The 20,750-nt window shown below is 64.7% G+C and carries 18 protein-coding genes; 11 read left to right on the forward strand and 7 right to left on the reverse strand.

Features of this window, described 5'->3' with window-relative positions; genetic code table 11:
• Both BA190_RS16615 and BA190_RS16620 read right to left on the reverse strand, forming a co-directional pair.
• On the reverse strand, window positions 1-975 hold a 975-nt coding region (locus BA190_RS16615), incomplete at its 3' end, for an FAD-binding oxidoreductase (RefSeq protein WP_068289692.1).
• A gap of 97 nt (window positions 976-1,072) precedes the next feature.
• Window positions 1,073-2,440, reverse strand: coding sequence for a glutamine synthetase family protein (locus tag BA190_RS16620; protein ID WP_068289754.1), 1,368 nt, complete (start codon window positions 2,438-2,440; stop codon window positions 1,073-1,075).
• Window positions 2,441-2,553: 113 nt separating this feature from the next.
• On the opposite strand from BA190_RS16620, the gene BA190_RS16625 reads away from it, so the two are divergent.
• Window positions 2,554-3,249 (forward strand): GntR family transcriptional regulator, encoded by a 696-nt coding sequence (locus BA190_RS16625; protein WP_068289695.1) that lies wholly within the window; start codon window positions 2,554-2,556, stop codon window positions 3,247-3,249.
• A gap of 19 nt (window positions 3,250-3,268) precedes the next feature.
• Here the strand turns inward: BA190_RS16625 and BA190_RS16630 are convergent, their stop codons facing one another.
• From BA190_RS16630 to BA190_RS16645, 4 genes are all read right to left on the reverse strand, one after another.
• Window positions 3,269-4,699, reverse strand: coding sequence for a GGDEF domain-containing protein (locus BA190_RS16630; protein WP_068289697.1), 1,431 nt, complete (start codon window positions 4,697-4,699; stop codon window positions 3,269-3,271).
• Between the two features lie 284 nt (window positions 4,700-4,983).
• Window positions 4,984-5,493: a nucleoside deaminase gene (locus BA190_RS16635; protein ID WP_371260330.1), complete on the reverse strand. Its 510-nt coding sequence runs from the start codon at window positions 5,491-5,493 to the stop codon at window positions 4,984-4,986.
• A gap of 77 nt (window positions 5,494-5,570) precedes the next feature.
• Window positions 5,571-6,338: an SDR family NAD(P)-dependent oxidoreductase gene (locus BA190_RS16640; protein WP_068289700.1), complete on the reverse strand. Its 768-nt coding sequence runs from the start codon at window positions 6,336-6,338 to the stop codon at window positions 5,571-5,573.
• A gap of 81 nt (window positions 6,339-6,419) precedes the next feature.
• Window positions 6,420-7,925 (reverse strand): amino acid permease, encoded by a 1,506-nt coding sequence (locus BA190_RS16645; RefSeq protein ID WP_068289703.1) that lies wholly within the window; start codon window positions 7,923-7,925, stop codon window positions 6,420-6,422.
• A 162-nt stretch (window positions 7,926-8,087) separates the two neighbouring features.
• Here BA190_RS16645 and BA190_RS16650 point away from each other — a divergent pair, with 162 nt between their 5' ends.
• The 3 genes from BA190_RS16650 (at window position 8,088) to BA190_RS16660 (ending at window position 11,026) form a co-directional block, all read left to right on the forward strand.
• On the forward strand, window positions 8,088-8,918 hold the full coding sequence (locus BA190_RS16650; RefSeq protein WP_082979791.1) for a helix-turn-helix transcriptional regulator: 831 nt from the start codon (window positions 8,088-8,090) through the stop codon (window positions 8,916-8,918).
• Between the two features lie 158 nt (window positions 8,919-9,076).
• Window positions 9,077-9,760 carry an ankyrin repeat domain-containing protein gene (locus BA190_RS16655; RefSeq protein WP_068289708.1) on the forward strand — a complete coding sequence of 228 codons (684 nt, stop codon included), beginning with the start codon at window positions 9,077-9,079 and terminating at the stop codon, window positions 9,758-9,760.
• Window positions 9,761-9,778: 18 nt separating this feature from the next.
• The gene (locus tag BA190_RS16660) at window positions 9,779-11,026 is read left to right on the forward strand and encodes a cyanate transporter (RefSeq protein WP_068289709.1); all 1,248 of its coding nucleotides are present in this window, start codon (window positions 9,779-9,781) and stop codon (window positions 11,024-11,026) included.
• 65 nt (window positions 11,027-11,091) lie between these two features.
• Here BA190_RS16660 and fghA read toward each other — a convergent pair whose 3' ends face one another.
• Window positions 11,092-11,928: an S-formylglutathione hydrolase gene (gene fghA / locus BA190_RS16665; RefSeq protein ID WP_068289716.1), complete on the reverse strand. Its 837-nt coding sequence runs from the start codon at window positions 11,926-11,928 to the stop codon at window positions 11,092-11,094.
• Between the two features lie 216 nt (window positions 11,929-12,144).
• Here fghA and BA190_RS16670 point away from each other — a divergent pair, with 216 nt between their 5' ends.
• The 7 genes from BA190_RS16670 to BA190_RS16700 all read left to right on the forward strand — a co-directional run bounded on the left by BA190_RS16670 (window position 12,145) and on the right by BA190_RS16700 (window position 20,747).
• Window positions 12,145-13,212 carry a LacI family DNA-binding transcriptional regulator gene (locus tag BA190_RS16670; protein ID WP_068289719.1) on the forward strand — a complete coding sequence of 356 codons (1,068 nt, stop codon included), beginning with the start codon at window positions 12,145-12,147 and terminating at the stop codon, window positions 13,210-13,212.
• Window positions 13,213-13,246: 34 nt separating this feature from the next.
• Entirely contained in the window at window positions 13,247-13,999 is a 753-nt protein-coding gene (locus BA190_RS16675) for a transporter substrate-binding domain-containing protein (protein WP_068289772.1), read from the forward strand.
• Between the two features lie 114 nt (window positions 14,000-14,113).
• Window positions 14,114-15,769, forward strand: coding sequence for an amino acid ABC transporter permease (locus BA190_RS16680; protein ID WP_068289721.1), 1,656 nt, complete (start codon window positions 14,114-14,116; stop codon window positions 15,767-15,769).
• Window positions 15,750-17,168, forward strand: coding sequence for a GH1 family beta-glucosidase (locus tag BA190_RS16685; RefSeq protein ID WP_068289723.1), 1,419 nt, complete (start codon window positions 15,750-15,752; stop codon window positions 17,166-17,168). Before BA190_RS16680 ends, BA190_RS16685 begins: the two co-directional genes overlap by 20 nt.
• A 283-nt stretch (window positions 17,169-17,451) precedes the next feature.
• Entirely contained in the window at window positions 17,452-18,120 is a 669-nt protein-coding gene (locus BA190_RS16690; RefSeq protein WP_068289726.1) for an SDR family oxidoreductase, read from the forward strand.
• Window positions 18,121-18,282: 162 nt separating this feature from the next.
• Window positions 18,283-19,758, forward strand: a complete 1,476-nt coding sequence (locus tag BA190_RS16695; RefSeq protein WP_068289786.1) for a PLP-dependent aminotransferase family protein — start codon at window positions 18,283-18,285, stop codon at window positions 19,756-19,758.
• Window positions 19,759-19,976: 218 nt separating this feature from the next.
• Complete coding sequence (locus BA190_RS16700) at window positions 19,977-20,747, forward strand: ABC transporter ATP-binding protein (protein WP_068289738.1); 771 nt, start codon at window positions 19,977-19,979, stop codon at window positions 20,745-20,747.
• Window positions 20,748-20,750 lie beyond the last annotated feature (3 nt).

Below are 20,750 nucleotides of genomic sequence, written 5' to 3' on the forward strand. Positions count from 1 at the left end.
GGGGGGGGCGGGCCCCCCCCCGCCATAGACGATGCCGCCGCCGAAGAGCAGGCGGTTGTCGGCGGTGCGACGGTAATAGTCGAGGATGTAGTTCATGTCCTCGACGCAGTAATTGGCCGGCAGCAGGTCGCGGATCACGGCCTCGTCCAGCGGCTCCGTCGCAACGACCTGGCTGGAAACAGGCATCATCTTGCCGCCGATCTCGGGCAGGAGATTGCCGAGATAGGCATTGCCGCAGACGAGAAGATAGTTGCAGGTCACCGCCCCGTGCTGGGTGCGCACCACCGGTTTCGCCCCCTGCTCGACCGAGAGCACCGGCGAACGCTCGAAGATCCGCCCGCCATGCCGCTCGACCGCCGCCGCTTCGCCCAGCACCAGGCTGAGCGGATGGATATGGCCGCCCTTGTGGTCGACCAGCCCGCCGACATAGCGCTCCGAGGCGACGATCTTGGACAGGCCCGCCTTGTCGATGCGCTCCAGGCCGCCATGGCCATGGCGCTCCCAGATGCGCTGCTGCTCGTCGAGCTCGCGCAGCTGCTTGTCGGTGAAGGCAGCGAAGAAACCGCCAGGAACCAGGTCACAATCGATGCCATATTGGGCGATGCGGCCGCGTATGATGTCGGCACCCTCCCCGGCCATGGCGCCGAGCGCCTTGGCCGCCTTCGCGCCATAGCGCTTTTCGATCACCTCGAGGTCGCGGCTATAGCCGTTGACGATCTGGCCGCCATTGCGCCCGGAGGCGCCGAAGCCGATGCGGACAGCTTCGAGCACCACCACGCTATAGCCACGCTCGGCCAGTTCCAGCGCGGCGGAGATGCCGGTGAAGCCGGCGCCAATGACGCAGATATCGGCGCTCAGATGCTCGTTGAGGGCTGGGCGTTCGAAGGCACCCTTGGCGGTGGCGGCATAGTAGGACGACGCGTGGCCAGCGCTGGATGACGGCGGATGGGTGGTGGTGAACTCGACAGTGGACATGATCGGAATACCTCACGGATCGGCCGCCGCGCAGTCGAACCAAAGCAGGGGTCTGGTCCAGGGGGCAGCGGCCGGTGTCGATGGAATGAAAGGAGGGTCAGACGATTTCGAGATAGGCGGCGAACTCGTAGTCAGTGACCTGTTCGGCGAAACCGGCGATCTCCTGGCGCTTGCAGGCGATTAGCATGGAGCGCAGCACGGGATCGAAAATCTCGGCGGCGATCTCGCCGGCTTCGAAGGCATCGACCGCCTGTCCCCATTCGGAGGGAATCTTGGCCGACGCGCTCGGCAGATGGGCACGTCCGACGATGGGCTCGGGCGGGGTCCATTGCTTGCGAATGCCGATCAAGGCAGCGCCGAGTATGGCCGCGACCACCAGATAGGGATTGGAATCGGCGCCAGCGACACGGTGCTCGATGCGGCGCGCCGCCGGGCTGCCGCCAGGAATGCGGACGGCCGCGGTCCGGTTCTCATAGCCCCAGGCGATCGTGGTGGGGGCATGGCTATCGGGCCTGAGACGACGATAGGAATTGAAATGCGGCGCAAACAGCAGCGTGGTCTCGGCCATGCCGCGCAGCAGGCCGGCGACCGCATGCCGCAGGATCGGCGAGCCTTCCTTGCTGCCGTCGTTGAAGACATTGCGCCCCTCGTCGTCGAGCAGGCTGAAATGCACATGCATGCCGTTGCCCGAGCGCGTGCCATAGGGCTTGGCCATGAAAGTGGCTGCAAGGCCGTGCTTGCGCGCGACACCCTTGACGATGCGCTTGAAGAACACGGCGTCATCGGCCGCCTTCAAGGGATCGTCGCTATGCAGCAGGTTGATCTCGAACTGGCCGATGCCGTTCTCGGCGATCGCCGCATCCGCCGCCACGTTCTGGCGCTCGCATTCGGCATAGACGTCGGAGATGAATTCACCGAAATCGTTGAGTTCGTCGATGGAGAGAATGGCGTCCGAGTCGAGCCGCTTGCCGGTATAGGGCGAGATCGGCGGCACAGCGCTGTCCGGCTCCGGATCGATCAGATAGAACTCCATCTCCGTCGCCACCACAGGACGCAATCCGAGCTTCTGGTATTCGCGCACCACGGCGGCAAGGGCCTGGCGCGGATCGGCGAGGAAGGGCTCGCCGCTCTCCAGGAAGAGCCAGAGCGGAACCAGGGCGCTCGGCCGCGAGGTCCAGTTCACCGGCAGGATGCCACGCCCGGTCGCTCCGCAGATGCCGTCCATGTCGCCCGAGGCGAACACATGCTCGCTGTCGATGATGTCCTCGCCCCAGACGTCGACGCCAACGATCGACAGGGGCATGCGGATGCCGCCGCCCAGCACCTTCTCGGCCTGGCTGACCGGCACGCGCTTGCCGCGCATGATGCCGTTGAGATCACAGACCACGGCCTGGATGCTCTCGATCGGGCTGTCTTCCTTCAGCACAGCTGCCAGGGTGTCCCGATCGATGCTGTCGGCCGTCATCATGCGCGCTCCATTTTGTGATCACATTATTAAGTATGTGACATCATATCCGGCTGGAATCAAGCCCGACTTCGCGATAAGCAGATGCGTGAGGTTTCAAGGGGGCGAGATTATTGAAGAAGCCGGTACTGCCGCCATTGGCTCGGGCCGATGGCATGACGACGCATGATTATGTCTTCCTGCGCCTCAGGCAGGCCATCATGGTAGGAGCTTTCCGGCCCGGAACCTCGCTGACCATACGCGGCCTCGCGGCCGCGCTCGAAAGCAGTTCCACGCCCGTACGCGAGGCCTTGCGGCAGCTCACCTCGATCGGTGCCCTCAAACTGCTCGAAAACCGGCGGATCCAGGTCCCGGCCGTCACGCCCGAATTGTTCGAGGAGCTGATCTCGCTACGTATCGTGCTGGAACAGCATGCAGCGCGGCGGGCCGTCGCGCATATCACCGAGCGCCAGATCGACCAACTGGTCGACACGGATCTTGCCATCGACCAGGCCATCGCCAGGCAGGACAAGGTCGGCGCCTTGCTGGCCAACCAGCAGTTCCATCGTGCCATCTACAGCATCAGCCCCGATCGCATCGTGCTGCCGATGATCGAAAGCGTCTGGCTGCAGCTCGGCCCGGTCCAGGGCGTCGCCATGGAACATGTCGCCGAACTCTACGTGGTCGACCGTCACCAGGAGATCATCCAGGCCTTGCGGCAACGCGACCCGGCAGCGCTGGTCAAGGCGATCGGCGCCGATATCGGCGAGGGCATCGGCGGCTTCGATCCCCCTGCCGTCGCATCGCTGCTGGACGTCGCTGCGACCTGAGCGGCCCGGACGCGACGCGCTAGCTCGGATCGGAATGATGCTTGTGCTTGTTCTCATACATCAGGAGATCGGCTCGCCTGGCCACGGATTCGAGTTTCTCTCCGTCCTGGCTGGTGGCGACGCCAATCGAGAGGCTTAGGGCCATCTGCGAATAATATTGATTGTTGATCTCGACGAGGCGCTCGATGTTTTCCATCATGGCCGTCGCCCCGCGCTCGTCGACATAGGGAAGGACGACAGCAAACTCGTCGCCGCCGATGCGAGCCGCATGACCCGGTTTCTTGACGGCCTCGTTCAAGATCTCGCCGACGCGCCGCAACAAGGCGTCACCGGTCGCATGGCCCCACTGGTCGTTCACGGATTTGAGCCGATCGAGATCGATGGCGATGATCGACACGGGCGAAAAATTATTGCGCTCCAGCCGGTTCAGTTCGTCGACGTAGAAGGCGCGGTTGAACAGTTTGGTCAAAACATCGTGTTTGCCGAGATATTCGAGATAGGCTTCCGCCTTCTTGCGTGCCGTGATGTCGGTCAGCGCGACCTGCACCTGGGACCAGTCCGCCTCGTGCCCGGGCAGGATGGACAGTTGCAGGAGAAGATAGCGTTCGGTGCCGTCGAGTGCGTGGTTGAGCACCTCCCGGCGCTGAAAGAAAACGCCGTTCCACAAATCGATCAACTGTTCGCGGAAATGGGCTTCCATATCGGATTGGAACACACGCGGCAGGTTTTGCAGGAGCGTCGGCTTGTCGGCAGCAAGGAAGAGGGCCAGCGTCTCCTTGTTGATGTCGAGAACACGGATTTCGCTCATGCACTGGCGCACGAATTCGGGGTGCACATCCGTGAAAACCCGGAAATCGACAATGCCACGCCCGCGCAGATCGTCCATCAACTGCTTGATGTGGCTGAAATCCTCGACCCATAGCGAAACCGGCGAGTGCTCGAAGAGGGCTGAAGCATATTGCTGCTGTTTCGCCGTCTGCCGGCGGGCGTCCTCGAGGGCGGTCACGTCCTCGATGGCCAGGAGCACACGGTCCCAGACCTGCTCATGTCCGGGCAGGATGATGCCGCGCAGCTGGATATCGAGACGCTTGCCGCCCAACGTGTAATTGACCGTGTTGCTGCGGAACTCCGTGGCGCCGTCCCAGAGCTGCTTCAACTCATCGACATGCGCCTCGAGCATGTCGTCACGCAGCACTTTGCCGAGATTGGCGACGAGATGGTCGACACTGTCGGCTTCATACAGCGAGAGGGTCTTGCGGTTGACCTTGAGCACACGGATGAGGCTCGAACAATGCGCAAGCCTGGCGGGGTCGGCCAAAAGAAAGGCTCGCAGATCCACCACTCCCTCTGCGCGCCATACCTCGAACTGCTCGCGCAGGGCCGTGTAATCCTCCAGCCAGAGCGACATCGGTGCCAGATCGAAAATATTGTCGCTGTCGTCTGGAACCATCTCGCTGCTCTTTGCTGACACTCTCGATAGAAAGCCCGCCATGCGATCCGCAGCCCGCCACGGGGCTTCGCGGCCTCGAGGTTTCGGACACGTTTCGAATCAAGACCTTTTGCACGACCGGCTGGATTTCCAAAGCTTGCAAGATACCGGATGGCGCAGCAAGGCAAGACTGCTGGTCTTTCCTACGACGGACGTTTAGTCAACGGGCGCGCAAGAGTGCGGCAACACGGCAATAATCGTCCGGGGAAAGAGCGCCAAATATATATCCCAAAGCCACCCGTTCCTCACGTCCAGAAGCCCTGGTGAGGCACCGCCGCCTCGTCTTCCAGCGCGGGCCCGACCACGTCGATCCGCCGCTGTCCCCGTGCGAACACCTCGCGGCAGGGCAGAGAGAAGGTAGGATTTTCGGGATGGGCGCCGGTGATTTCGAGCAGGCGATGCTCGGAAAGGGCATAGACCACCCGCCCGACGCCGGTCCAATAGACGGCGCCCGCGCACATGCAGCAGGGTTCGGCGCTGGTGTAGAGCGTCGAGGCGGCGAGTTCCTCGGGCGTTCTGGCCTTGGCCGCCGCAGCGACGGCCACCAGCTCGGCATGCTGGGTCGGATCGCCCTCCGGCGGCATCGAATTGTTGCCGGCAGACGAAATGACATTGCCGTTCCCGTCGACCACCAGCGCGGCGAAGGGGTGGCGGCCGCGCCGCCTGGACTCCTCCGACAGCGCGATCGACTGCCGCAGGAAGGCCATGTCCAGCGCGGACAGGCTGTCCGTGTGTGTCTCGTCGCTGGCGCTCACCTCGCCCTCCCTATCATGATCCGGCCGGGACCACGATATCGCGCTTCGCCGGCCGGAGGAACGGTGAAGGCAAAGGCTCAGATCGCAGTGAAGCCGTTGTCCACGAACAGATGGGCCCCGTTGACGAAGCTCGACTCGTCGCTGGCGAGATAGAGCGCGGCGCGCGCGACATCTTCCGGCTCGCCGATGCGCCCCTGCTGGGCCGCAATGGCGGCATCGGAGACGTCGACACCATGCGCCTGCAATTCGGCAACCTCGCGCAGGCCGTGCGGCGTGCGGATGAAGCCCGGGCAGACGGCGTTGCAGCGGATGTTGCGGTCCCGGAACTCCACGGCAATGGCCCGGGCGAACATGTGGCAGGCGCCCTTGGTGGTATCGTAGAGCACTTCCATCGGCGTCGCCGCCACCGCCGAGATCGAGGAGGTGCAGACGATCGAGCCGCCGCCATTGGCGATCATCTGCGGGAGCACCGCCCGCGTCATCAGGAACATCGAGCGGACATTGACCGCGTGCAGCCAGTCCCACTCGGCGAGGGAGATCTCGAGGAAGGGTTTGATCAGGATGGTGCCGGCATGGTTGAACAAGGTGGTGACGGGGCCATAGCGCTCACCGACCGCCTTGACCGCAGCCTCGACCTCGGCCTCCTCGGAGACATCGGCGACAAAGGCGGCGGCCTCGCCGCCGGCCGCACGAATGGCCGCCGCCGTCTCCTCCGCCGCGGCGGCATTGCGATCGATGATGGCGACCCTGGCGCCCTCGGCCGCGAACAGCTTCGACGCCGCCCCGCCCATGCCCGTCGCGCCGCCCGAAATGATGGCGGTCTTGCCTGCTAGCCTTCCGGCCATGATGTCCTCACTTGTATCTAGACTATTCGATCCATAACCGACCGGATGTTCCGGCCGGCGCCTTGTGCCTGGAGGGGAGCCTCAATGCTCGCCGAGCGGGCGGCCGCGCGTGCCGCCGGACACCGCGAATTCCTCTTCCGGCGACAGCACCAGGCGATGGCGGCGATAGAAGCCGAAATAGCCGAGGCCGATGAGGTACCAGGCCGCCGCCGCGATCGCCGCCCAGCGATAGAGCGGATCGAAGAACTGGTAGCCGAGCGTGAGGATGCAGATGGCGATGGTGGCATAGGCCCCGAAAGTACCGAAGGGGCTGCGGAACGGCCTTGCGATATCAGGATAGAGTTTGCGCAGCCGCAGATAGGCGATGCTCTGCAGGATGTAGGACACCATGCCGGCGAACACGATCATGCTGACCAGGAAGCCTGCCATGAAGGCGACATTGTCCTTGCCGCCCAGGAACCAGATCGCCAGCAGCACGATGAGGGCAAAGCCCGCGCCGGTAGCCAGCGCGATGTTCGGCGTCTTGGTGCGCGGATTGGTCACCGACAGGACGGTCGGCAGATAGCCGGCACGCGACAGCGAATAGATGTTGCGGCCGGAGGCGAAGCTGCCGGCAAAGAAGCTCGCGGCAAGCCCCAGCACCGCCACGCCCGCCAGCAGCTTGGCCCAACCATCGCCGAAGATGGTGCGGAAGCCGTCGAGCAGCGGCTCGCCCGACGAACCCATGGCATGGGCGCCCGGCGGAATGGAGGCGCTGAAGAACAGCACGCCGAGGGCGAGCGCAATCAACGTCAGGATCGACAGGATCAGGGCGCGCGGCATGTCGCGCGTGGGATTCTTGGCTTCCTCGGCGGTGAGCGGCAATTGCTCGACGGCCAGGAACATGTAGACGCCGAAGGGCAGCGACAGCATGATGCCGGTGAGGCCGAAGGGCAGCCAGGGTCCCGCGCCGTCGGCGACGAGCTTGCCCTCCGTGCCGATGTTGAGCGCATGCCTGACGAAGTCGACATGCGGCAGGGCTACGGCGAAGAAGAACAGCAGGACCAGCACGGCCGCGACGGTGATCCAGACCACCACGCGCATCGACAGTTCCAGGCCGCGGACCGACAGGCCGAGCATCACCATGTAGCCCGCCACCCACCACAGCGGCAGCCAGCTGTCCGGCGTGCCGAAGATGGCGGCGAGATAGGAGGCCATGAAGAACATGTTGGCGCCGGGCGCCAGCACGAATTCGATGTTCTCGGCGAGGCCGGTGGTGAAGCCACCCCAGGGTCCGAGCGCAGTGCGCGCGAAGGAATAGGCACCGCCCGTATGCGGCAGCGCCGCGCTCATCTCGCTGATCGAGGAACACAGGCAGACATACATGAAGCCGATGATCAGGGCGCCGAACAGCATGCCGCCGAAACCGCCTTGCGACAGGCCGATATTCCAGCCCGAATATTCGCCGGCGACGACGGCGCCGACGCCCATCATCCACAGCGTGAACAGTCCGGCATGGCGCTTGAGCTGGCGTTGTTCGAAATAGGCCTCGTCGACGCTCTGATAGGTTACGCCGCCGGTCGGGCGGCCGGTCGTCTCGATCGTCATGGATATCCCCTCTTGCCGAGGAGCTTGTAAAATTCTCCTCTTTGCGACATCCCGATGATCCGCGAAGCAGGGCTGCGATAAATACCCCTAAAGAGATAGAGGCTGCCATTGGCAGGAGCGGGCACACTTGCGACGCAGCAGATCGGGCATGAGGGACCGGCCATGAACATCCGTGAACGATCGGCCGCAGACAGCTGGCATCATGCGACGCCGGACCTTGTCCTCTTGCTAGGTTCGCCGCAATTTGCGCCCGCCCTCGACACAGCGCTTCGCCAGATTGCTCCCTTCGACCTGAGCTGCATCTTCGCCTATCCGCTCGAAGACAGGCCGACGCTGCTGCATGACGGCCTGAATGCGGTGTCATCGTCCCAGATCATGGCCAATTATCTTGCCGGCACCTATCTGCTCGATGCGGTCTACACGGCCTGCATGCATGCCACGCCGGCGGGCCTCTATCGCCTGCACGATCTTGCCCCAGATGCCTTCTTCGAGGGCGAATACTACAATTCGCCCGACGTCCATCCCTGCATCTCGATGGAAAGCGGCTCGCTCGCGGAGGAAATCGTCTTCCTGCATCCCCTGCGCCCCGACCTCTATCTTGCCTACTCCCTGCTGCGCCAGAACGGCTCGCCCTCCTTCAACGCCGAGGAGATGGCCGTTTTCACCGGGGCTGCACCGATGGTCATGGCCCTGCTCGGCCGCCAATGGCAGGCCCTCGCCGAAGGCCGGGAAAGCCAAGTCCCACCCGCCCCGCGCGAACATGCCATCGAACAGGCCTTTCTCTCCTTCGCGCCGACCCTGCTGACGCCGCGCGAGCAGACCATCGTCAGCCTGGTGCTGCGCGGCCATTCCAGCCTCTCGATCGGCAGCCTGCTCGATATCGCCGAGGGCACGGTCAAGATCCACCGCAAGAACATCTATGCCAAGCTCGGCATCTCCAGCCAGACGGAGCTGTTCAACCAGTTCATCCGTCACCTGCTGGCGGAGAAATAGACATTATGGGCCGACGCGCGGTGGCCGTTGTGTCGGGATTTCGCGACACCCCAAATGGCAGCGCTGCATCATTCGAATTTTGAATGATCGCCATGGGGACATTTAATTTCCAAATAGCCAGTTGGGCGGGTACGCATGGCCCCGGTAGGAGGCCGGCTATGCGCAGACCCTTGTCCAAACGCAATGTCCTGATCATCATGGCGGGAACCATTCTCATGTCCATCGTATCGCAAGGCCTCCCGGCGAAAGCCATGCCGTCCCCGCTCATTGATTCCGCCGCACGCGGCGACCTGCCTGCCGTGCAGGCCGCCCTTGCCGCCGGCGCCTCGCTGGAGGAGCGGGACGACAACCGCCGCACCGCCCTGCTAGCGGCCGTCCAGAGCAATCATGTCGCGGTGGCCCGCCACCTCATCGAAGCCGGCGCCGACGTCAACGCCAAGGATGCCATCGAGGACAGCCCCTATCTGCTTGCCGGCGCACGCGGCTATCTCGACATCCTGCGGCTGACGCTTGCGCATGGGGCCGACCTCAAGAGCACCAATCGCTATGGCGGCACCGCCCTGATCCCAGCCTCCGAACGGGGGCATGTCGAGACGGCGCGGGTTTTGATCGAAGCGGGCGTGAACGTCGACCACGTCAACCGGCTCGGTTGGACCGCCCTGCTGGAAGCCATCATTCTCAGCGACGGTGGACCGCGCCATGTCGAGATCGTCAGGCTTCTCATCGCCGCGGGCGCCAACGTCAATCTCGCCGACCAGGACGGCATCACGCCGCTTCAGCATGCCAGGCAGCGGCGCTATCGCGAGATCGCCGCCTTGCTCGACGCCGCCGGCGCGCATTGAACGGGCCCCCGATCGATCATGCCTCCAACGACCCCGCAATCCCCTGCCCCGTCTTCCCCCTTGGTGCTGCTGTCCCTGGTGGTGCTGATCGGGCTCAATCTGCGCCCCTTCCTGACCGGCCCCGGTCCCCTGATCGCACGCATCGAGGCCGATACGGGCCTAAGCTATGGCGGCATCGCCATGCTGACGCTGCTGCCCATGCTGCTGATGGGGCTCGGTGCCTTTCTGGTGCCCGGCCTGCAGGCCAGGATCGGTACCAGACGGGGCATGCTGGGGGCGCTCATCCTTCTGCTTCTGGGATCGCTGCTCCGGCTCTGGTCTCCGGACGGGCTTTCTCTGATCCTGACGGCGGCCCTGTGCGGTGCGGGCGTCGCCTTCATCCAGGCCGCCTTCCCAGGCATCATCAAGCAGGGTTTCCCGCACCAGGTGGCCGCCGTGACCGGCCTGTACTCGGCCATGATCATGGGCGGCGGCGCCGTAGGCGCCCAGCTGACGCCCATCCTCGCCCATGGCGGCCAGGACTGGCGGGCTGCCCTGGCCTGGCTGGCGCTGCCGACGGCGGCCGCCCTGCTTCTGGCCTGGCGCGTGCTGGCGGATGGCAGGACGGCCCGCCCCGACAAGGCCCTGGTGTCGCGCCTGCTCCATCGTCCGCGCAGCTGGCAATTGATGGCCTGCTTCGGCCTGGTCAATGGCGGCTATTCCTCCATGGTCGCCTGGCTCGCCCCCTACATGCAGGGGCGTGGCTGGGGCGTGGCCCAAAGCGGCAGCCTCGTCGCCATCATGGCGGTGGCGCAGGCCGTGGCCGCTCTGGTCCTGCCGATCCTGGCCTCGCGCAGCCGCGACCGCCGTCCCTGGCTCTATCTCACCCTCGCCATGCAGGCGGCGGGCTTCTGCGGTCTTGCCTTTCTACCCGGCACTCTGCCCTTGCTCTGGATCGCGCTGGGCGGCGCGGGGCTCGGCGGCTGTTTCTCCCTTTCGCTGGTGACGGCGCTCGACCATCTGGAGCGTCCCGAGGAAGCCGGCGCCCTCGCGGCCCTGATGCAGGGCGGTGGCTTCCTGATCGCCGGCCTTGCTCCCCTGGCCATGGCCCTCCTGCAGAGCTGCAGCGGCAGCTTCGTCGAGGGCTGGGTGATGCATCTGGCTTGGGTAGCGATCGCCGCGCTCATCGCCACACGTTTCGATCCAGCGCGATACGCTGCCGCCATGGGGGCGGATGAAAGACTCGGGATCGGCACCGACCATCCATTGCGATCGACCGGCGGCTGAAGCCGCCCGACTGCGAAAAGGATGGCGGAAGCACCTGTTTTCCAGCGCGTCCTACACCTCGCTCCTCACTGGCCAAGACGCTCGGCATGCCAGGCGAGGTGGTCGTCCATGAAGGTGGAAATGAAATTGTAGGAGTGGTCGTAGCCCTCCTGCATGCGCAGGCTCAGCGCAATGCCGGCCTTGGCGCAGGCCTCTTCCAGCAGCCAGGGCCGCAGCCCTTCCTTGAGGAAGCCGTCCGCCGTGCCCTGGTCGACCAGGAAGGCTTCGAAACGGTGGCCGTCGGCGATCAGCGCGGTGGCGTCATAGGGACGCCAGGTCGCCTCGTCGGCGCCGAGATACTTCTCCAGCGCCGGCCTGGACCAGCCCGCCGTGCTCGGCTGCACGATCGGTGCGAAGGCCGAGCAGCTCTTGTAGCGCTGCGGATTCTTCAGCGCGATGGTGAGCGCGCCATGGCCGCCCATCGAATGGCCGAAGATCGACTGGCGCGCCATGTCGGCCGGGAAATGCTCGCCGATCAGGGCCGGCAGTTCCTGCGTCAGATAGGAATACATCCGGTAATTGCGGGCATAGGGCTCCTGCGTGGCATCGAGATAGAAGCCAGCCCCAGACCCGAACTGCCAATTGTCCTTCTCATCAGGCACGCTCTCGCCGCGCGGGCTGGTGTCGGGGCAGACCACGATCAGGCCGAGCTCGGCGGCAAGACGGCGATATTCGCCCTTGTCCATCACGTTCTGATGCGTGCAGGTCAGGCCCGACAGATACCAGAGCACGGGACAGAGACGTTCCGCGGCCTGGGGCGGCACGAAGACCGCGAAGGTCATCTCGCAATCGCAGCTCGACGAGGCATGGGAATAGACGCCCTGGGTCCCGCCATGCGATCGCGAGGTGGAGATGGTTTTCATCAGCTAGCCTTTCGCTCAGAATCGCGCCGACCATAGCCACCTCCGCCCTTCCCCGTCGAGTTTCGAGCCGGCTTCAGCCCCGCGCAAAATGCCGCGGCGTTTGCCGGCAGGACTTTCCGCTCTGATTCATCATCAATAAAAACGTTTTTATTTTTGTTGAAAACGTTTTTATTCGCCGCTACAACCATCGCAGCAATGGTCAGACCAGGAGGGGAGATGGCCGGCACGAAATCGGGAACGCCGCGTCCCTCGCCGCCCACCATCAAGACGCTGGCGGACAAAACGGGCTATTCCATCGCCACGATCTCCAAGGCCCTGCGCGGCCATGCCGTCGTCGCACCGGAGACGCGCGATGCCATTTTCAGGGCTGCGCAAGAGATCGGCTACCAGGCCAATACGCGTGGCATGGCGCTGCGCACCGGCAAGACCTACCAGGCTGCCGTGCTGATGCCGGTGACCGCGGCCCCCAACTATGAATGGGACGGGGTCGAATACACCCAGATCCTCAGCGGCATCAGCCAGGCCCTCGAAGGGAGCGAGTACCGTATCTCCGTGCATGTCATCCGCGATGCCGCCGATGGCTGCGAGACCGCCCGCCGCATCGTCGAGCAGGGCCTCGCCGATGGCCTGATCTTCTCCGGCATTCTCGCCGACGACCCCCGTATCGACCTCCTGGTCGCCCAGGACTTTCCCTTCGTTTCACTCGGACGCTGCCGCGGGGACCTCGACTACGCCTATGTCGACATCGACAATGAGTGGGCCGCCCATGCCGCGACCGCCAGGCTGATCGCCGGTGGACATCGGCGCATCGCCCTGGTCAACCCACAGCGACGCCTGTCCTACGCCATGGACAGGATCGACGGCTTTTCGCGCGCCTTCGCCGAAGCCGGCCTGATCGCTTCGAGCGATCTGGTCGTCGAAGGCGATCTTTCGACGGCATTCGGCCACAAGGCGGCGGTCGAATTGCTCGGCCAGGCCGAGCCGCCGACCGCCTTCGTCTGCGTCAACGAATCCACCACGCTCGGCGTGCTCTCGGGCCTTGCCGGGCTCGGACGCCGGGTCGGCACCGATATCGACGTCATCGCCTATGACGACATCAATGTCAGCGCCTATTTCACGCCGCCCGTGACCACCTTCTACCAGCCCATCGAAATCTGCGGACGACTGCTCGGCCAGTACCTGCTTGAGCGCATGGCCGGTACCGCTCCCCTCGCCCTGAAACAGACTTTCAGACCCGAGCTGGTGGTCCGCCAGCCCGACGATCTCGGCAGCCGCAAGAGCTGACGCCAAACCAACAAAACCAATGGAGGAGGAAACCATGAAAAAACTGCACGCGATCGCGGCCGCCCTGCTGTTGTCTGTCGTCGCCGGCGGCGCGCAAGCTGCCGATCTTGGCGGCAAGCTCCTGAAGGTCGGTTCCGACACCACGTCGCCACCGATGGAAAGCGTCGACCCCGCCACCAACCAGATCGTCGGCTTCGACGTCGACGTGGTCAACGCGATCTGCGCCAAGATCAACTGCAAGGCTGAGTTCGTGACCACCGGCTGGGACGGCATCTTCGCCGCCCTCGACCAGGGCAGCTTCGACCTCGTCGCCTCGGGCGTGTCGATCACCGACGAGCGCAAGAAGGCGATGGATTTCTCCGATCCCTATATCGTCAACAGCCAGGCCATCCTGGTGCGCGTGGCCGACCAGGACATCTCGCTCGATGGCTTCAAGGGCCAGGCCAAGAAGCTCTCGGCCCAGGCCAACACCACCGATGCCCAGGTCGCCGAGAAGATCGTCGGCAAGGACAATGTCATGGCCTATGACAGCTTCAGCGCTTCCGTCATCGCCCTCAAGAACAAGGATGTCGACGGCGTCGTCATCAACGGCGCCAATGGCCCGGCCTATGACCGCGAATTCGCCGGAGAGCTCGTGGTCGGCATCAAGGGCCTGGAATCCGATCCGCTCGGCCTCGTCTTCCGAAAGGGCGACGACAATGTCGCGGCCTTCAACGAAGGCATTCGGCAGATCAAGGCCGATGGCACGCTGGACAAGCTGATCGCCAAATATTGGGGCGCCAAGTAGGGGGCAGGTCTTCGGACCCGCCTGGAACCTCGACACCCACTGAATGGAAGAAGGCGGGTCTGAAGACCCGCCCCCCATGTCGAAACCCGCGATCGCCCCGGTGGGGAGGACCGAATGGACTATCTCAGACGTATCCGCCCCAGCAATCTGATCATTCTGACGGCCCTGCCCTTCATCATCTATCTCTTCGCCTCCTCGCGCGACTATCAGCGTTCGCTGCGCGCCATTCTCGGGGTTGAGAACGGTTCTTCCGCCTTCGTGCCCGGCTTCGCGGCCCTGGCCATCGCCTTCACGGCCGGGCTTGCCGTGCTGTTCTTCTCGCGGCCCCATGCCTACAGGCCCCGCCTGGCGCTCGTCGCCGCCGGCATTAATCTCGCGGCTGCCCTGGCTATCCTCACGGGCGGCTTCGCCCACCCCTACCTCGCCTCGGCCCTTGCCAATGCCGTCGATCCCTTCACCACGGCGCTGGTGGTGAAGGGCGTGACGCCCCGTCAGCTCACCCCGGCCGCCGATCTGATGCTGGGCAATGCCGAAGCCTGGCTCCTGCCTGCCTATCTCGGCCTGACCGTGCTGGGCCTCGGCCTCTTCTTTGCCGGCGGGCGCCTGAGCGAAACACAGGAGACGAAGCTGCGGCGTGCCGGGCGCTGGATCCTCGTCACCGTCAACGGCATCGGCGCCGTCGGCCTGTTCTTCTTTGCGCATGTCGCCTTTGCCGCCGGCGTTGCCACCACCATCCGCGCCGCCGTCGCCGCCTATCTGCTGGCCGCCATGCTCGGCCTCGTCTGGGTCGGCCTCCTGCAATTGCGCTACAGCGAACGCGCCAGCCTGATCTTCGTGGCCCTTACCCTGGCGCTTGCGGTGGCGGCGGGCTGGTTCCTGATGCAGCCGCGCGACAGCTACGTCCTGGCCGGCACGCTCGAGGGCAAGGTCGCGGTGATCGGCAACACCCCGTCCAGCCTGATCGCCTCGGTGCGCGAGGGCGACTTCCCTGGTGGGCCCAATGCGCCGGTGCCGCTGCGCAGTTTCGCTGGCGCGCCCGAAGCGCTGGCCGCGATCGCCAGGAAACAAGACGTCTCGGGCGCTCTCATCCCCGCTTCCGCTTCGCCTGCCGGCCTGCCGGTGCTCTGGCAGACCGAGCTCCTGAACGACCGCGACCGCTCGGCCGGCATCACCTTCGCGGTGCTCGCCATCATCCTCGGCCTGCTCACCTTCGGCGGCCATCTCAATTTCCGCCATCCGCTAGCCATCGGCTCGGAATTCATCGTCGACACCATCCGCGGCATCCCGATGCTGGTGATCGTGCTCTATATCGGCCTGCCGCTCAGCGGCGCGCTCAAGGATGCCACGCAGGGCGCCCTCGACCCGCCCAACCTCTTACGCGGCATCGTCGCCATGGCCTTCGCCTATTCGGCCTACCTGGCGGAAATCTTCCGCTCAGGCATCAACGCCATCCCGATGGGGCAGATCGAAGCGGCCCGCAGCATCGGCCTGTCGCGCTGGAAGACGGCGCGGCTGGTGGTGCTGCCGCAAGCCTTCCGCATCATCATTCCCCCGCTCGGCAACGAGCTGATCGCCATCCTCAAGGACACCTCGCTGCTGTCCATCCTGTCGATCCGCGACATCACCCAGCGCATGCGCGAGTTCCAGTCGGCGAGCTTCCTGCCCTTCGCGCCCTACAACTCCGCCGCCATCTTCTACATCGTCCTGACCCTCGCCGCGGCGAGCCTGGTCAACACCATCGAGAGAAAATATGACATCAAGCATCGCTGAGAGCCGCAAGGCCCTCGAAGCCCGCGCCCGTAGCCTGGCCTTTCCCAAGGGCTTCGTCTTCGGCGCCGCCACGGCCGCCTACCAGATCGAGGGCGCCCATGATCTCGACGGCAAGGGCGAAAGCATCTGGGACCGTTTCTGCCACAAGCCCGGCGTGATCACCGATGCCAGCAGCGGCGACATCGCTTGCGACCACTATCATCTATGGCGCGACGACATCATGGTGATGAAGCGGCTCGGCCTCGACGCCTATCGTTTCTCCATCGCCTGGACGCGCATCCTGTCCGAGGGCACGGGCACGCCGAACGCCAAGGGTCTCGCCTTCTACGACAGGCTGGTCGACGGCCTGCTGGAAGCCGGGATCGAGCCCTATCTCACCCTCTATCACTGGGATCTGCCGCAAGTGCTGCAGGATCGCGGCGGCTGGTACAACCGCGATACCGCCGAGCATTTCGCCGCCTATGCCTCGGTGATCGCCCGCGCCTTCGGCGACCGTGTCAAGCAATGGACCACGCTGAACGAGCCCTGGACCTTCTGCTGGTCGGGCCATGCCACCGGCGAAGATGCGCCCGGGCTTCATGACGGTGCCAAGGGCGGTGTCGCCGCCAGCCATCACGCGCTGCTCGGCCACGGCCTCGCCGTGCCGGCGGTGCGGGCCGAGGTGCCCGATGCCTCGGTCGGCATCGTCTTCGATCTCAACGTGGTCGAACCGGCCAGCGACGACCCGCGCGATGTCGCCGCTGCCCGGCGCTTCGACGGCGCCCAGAATCGCTGGTTCCTCGACGCCGTGTTCAAGGGAAGCTACCCCCAGGACATGCTGGCGCTCTATGGCCCGCTGCTGCCCAAAATCCGGGAAAGCGACAATGCGGTCATCGCCGCGCCGGTCGACTATCTCGGCGTCAACATCTATCGCCGTTCGGTCATTGCCGAGGGCGATGAACTCTCCCCGCTCGACTACCGGCGCGTGCGGCCCGAAGGCATCTATTCCGCCGTCGACTACGAGATCTGGCCGCGCTGCATCTATGACGTCCTCAATTACGTTCACGCCAACTACCAGCCGAAGCGGATCCTGATCTCCGAAAGCGGCGTGGCGACGGCACCCGAGACCGTGACCGCCGACGGCCGCGTCTGGGACGACCAGCGTGCGCTCTATTATGTCGACCATCTCGAACAGGTGGCCAAGGCCGCGGCCGAAGGCGTGCCGGTCGAGGGCTATTTCGCCTGGACGCTGATGGACAATTTCGAATGGGCCTATGGCTACACCACGCCCTTCGGCATCACCCATGTCGATCTGGCAACCCAGCAGCGGCGGATCAAATATTCCGGGGAGGTCTATGCGCAGATCGCCAATGAGGCACGAAGCGCTGCAAAGCCGGTGTGGAATACTGCCCGTGCTTAAGAATGGTCGGATTCGTGCGTCTCGACTTCGCCGAATGAGGCGCGACCAGCCTTCTCCCCTTGCGGGTGTCGTCAACTCTCTTGAGTTGACTAGAGGTGGCCCGAAGGGACGGATGAGGGGTGATGCACAATATCTGCCGGGCAATCGCCGACATCCCTCATCCGACCTCGCTACGCTCGGCCACCTTCTCCCGCAAGGGGAGAAGGCTGGTCGCGCTCTTTCCTGAAATCGCTCGATGCGAAACGCAAAAGACACACCAGAACGAGCATCGACACCCGGCACGGTGCTGATCACCGGCGCCTCGCGAGGCCTCGGCCTGGCCCTGGCCCGGCACTATGCCGGGGCGGGCTGGCGGGTGATCGCCTGCATCCGCGCCGACACGCTGCCCCCCAATGAAGACAGGCTCGAATGGCGCCGTCTCGATGTCGCCAGCCCGGCCTCGATCAAGGAACTTGCTGTCGGCCTCGCCGGCACCCCACTCGACCTTTTGATCAACAACGCCGCCATCCGCGGCGACACAGGCGGCCTGCCCACTCTCGATGCGGACGACTTCATCGAGGTGATGCGCATCAACGCCCTCGCCCCGCTGCTTATGACGCGGGCACTGCTGCCCAATCTGCGCATCGGACGCGGCAAGATCATCGCCAATATTTCGAGCCGCGCCGGTTCGATCGCCGAAGGCATGATCGGCGACGACGATGGCGACTATGCCTATCGCTGCTCCAAGGCAGCACTCAACATGGCAAGCGCCAAGCTCGCGCTCGACCTCAGGGCCGACGGGATCACCGTGCTGGCCCTCCATCCGGGTTGGGTGCGGACCGATATGGGCGGCACGGGGGCCGAAGTCCCTGTGTCGGACAGCGTGGCGGCCCTGCACGGCCTGATCGCGCGGGCCGCATTGGCCGACAGCGGCAGTTTCCGCGCTTTCGACGGAAAAAGCATCGCCTGGTAGGCCGGCGAGCCGCCTTTCATCGGATGAACCACGTCGCCGGGACGCCGGCGGGCGTGTAATCACTTGCATAGCGGAGCAGAACGGCCTGATATCGACGGCAGTCCACCGCCGCCTTTATGAAACAGCGCAACCTGGCCGGACGATCATCTCGCTGGGATGCCGATGGAAGTCTTCAACTATCCTGCCTGGAACCTGATCGCCTTCGAGCGCGGCTCCGCCATCCCCCTCTATCAGCAGCTCTTCGCCCAATTGCGCGGATTGATCGTCGACGGGCGGATTCCCCGCGGGGCTCGGTTGCCGCCGAGTCGCATGCTGTCGGACGAACTCGCCATCTCCCGCAACACCGTGGTGCTGGCCTATGAGAAGCTGGCGACGGAAGGTTATCTGCAAAAACGGATCGGCTCCGGCACTTTCGTCGAGCGGATCTTCCCGGAAGACCACCTGCCGCGCCCGGCAGTTGTCGTTTCCGATGGCAAGCGACGGCCGGCCCGCCCCTCCGCCCATGCCGAGGCCCTGCTGGCTCTCGACGTGCCGCCCGAGCGCATCGAGCGGTTCGGTCTCAGCCCCGGCATTCCCGCCCTCAACGAATTTCCCTACGAGGTTTTCGCGCGCCTGGCCGGCCAGCACTGGCGCGCCCATGCCGCTTCCCACACTGGCTACGACTATGCCCGGGCCACCCTCCCGCTCGGACGACAGATCGCCGCCTATCTGGAGGAGACGCGCGGCATCGTCTGCCGCCCCGAGCAGGTCATCATCTTCTCCAGCACGGTGCAGGCCGCCGCCATGGCCGCCCATGTGCTGCTGAACCAGGGCGACCGCGTGCTGCTGGAGGATCCTGGCCATGTCACCCAGCTGGCGACCCTCACGGCCTGTGGCCTCGAGGTCGAGCCTGTTCCCGTCGATGATGACGGTTTCGACATCACGGCCCATGACCACACCGGATCGCCGGCACGCCTTGCCATCGTCTCGGCCGTCGAACAATTCCCCTTCGGCTGCACCATGTCCGCGCCGCGCCGCCATGCCCTGCTTGACTGGGCCGTAGCGGAGGATGGCTGGATCCTGGAGGATGATTTCAACAGCGAGATCCGCTGGTCGGGTGTGCCGATCCCCCCGCTCTATGCCGGCAATTCGGGGCGCGTCATCTATACCAGCTCCTTCAACCGGGTGCTGGCGCCGGGCCTGAGGCTCGCCTATCTGGTCGCTCCGCCCGAACTGATCGAGGCCTTCAAGCTCGCCCAGCGCATCTTCTCCTTCTACGCGCCCCTGCCGGACCAGGCCCTGGTCGCCGAATTCATGCGTTCGGGTCACCTCGCCTCGCATCTCAGGCGCATGCGGGCGATCTATCGCGAAAGAGCGGGAACGCTGGCGGACTGCCTGCGCAGCCATCTCGGCGGCGATTTCATCGTCCCCGACGTCAGGGCCGGACTCCACCTGACTATTCGGTCTCATGGGGCGATCGACGACCGCGCCGTTTCGAGGCGGCTGCTCGATCATGAGATGGATTGCCCGCCCCTCTCGCGCTATTGCCGCGGTGCACTGCAGCGGCATGGCTTCGTGCTCGGCTTCGGCAACAATCCGGTCAAGCGCATCCGCCGCTATGCGGAAATCCTGGCCCGCACCATCGAAGAGCTCGCCTGACCCTTCGCCCCCGCGGCGAAATTGGACTGTATCACCACCGGAAATTGGCTCTTGGGTGCGGCCGGCAAGTCGCCCAATCTCGTGCGAACACCACCGCGCTATAGCGTTTTGCGATTTGAAGGCGTCACCGAGAATCGCAAAGACGCGTCCAACCAAAGAGCTAGAGCAAATAAGCGTTCGCACTTGAACGCGTTTTGCTCTGGAGCACGGGAAATTCCATGGGGAATCAAGAACAAGTCGTGCTTCGCGCGACGGGTATTCGCAAGAGTTTCGGGACCCTGGAGGTGCTGAGCGGCGTCGATCTCACCGCCCGTACCCATGACGTCATCTCGATGATCGGTGCCTCCGGCTCAGGCAAGAGCACCTTCCTGCGCTGCATGAACCTCCTGGAGATTCCGAGCGCCGGCGCCATCGCCGTGGAAGGCGAGGAGATCACCCTCGACCGTCGCGGCGACCGTACCAAGCTCAATGCCAGGCAGATCAACCGCCTGCGCAGCCGCATGGGCATGGTGTTCCAGAACTTCAATCTGTGGAGCCAGCTCACCGTGCTGGAGAACGTCACCATCGCGCCGATCAAGGTGCTCGGCCTGTCCAAGCGCGAGGCGCTGGAGCGGGGCGAGGCCTATCTCACCAAGGTCGGCCTGTGGGAGAAGCGCGGGCATTATCCGGCCCATATTTCCGGCGGCCAGCAGCAGCGTGTCGCCATCGCGCGGGCCCTCGCCATGGAACCAAGGCTGATGCTGTTCGACGAGCCGACCTCGGCCCTCGATCCCGAACTGGTCGGCGAGGTGCTCGGCGTCATGCGTACCTTGGCCGAGGAAGGCCGCACCATGATCGTGGTCACCCACGAAATGGCCTTCGCCCGCGAGATCTCGGCAGAGGTCGTCTTTCTGCACAAGGGCGTGATCGAGGAGCGCGGCCCACCGGCCGAGGTGTTCGGCGCCCCGAAATCCGAGCGCTGCCGCGCCTTTCTGCAGCGCGTGCTCTGACGG

Origin of the sequence: Labrys sp. WJW, assembly GCF_001676615.1 — a bacterium.
In the GTDB taxonomy this organism is placed as follows: domain Bacteria; phylum Pseudomonadota; class Alphaproteobacteria; order Rhizobiales; family Labraceae; genus Labrys; species Labrys sedimenti.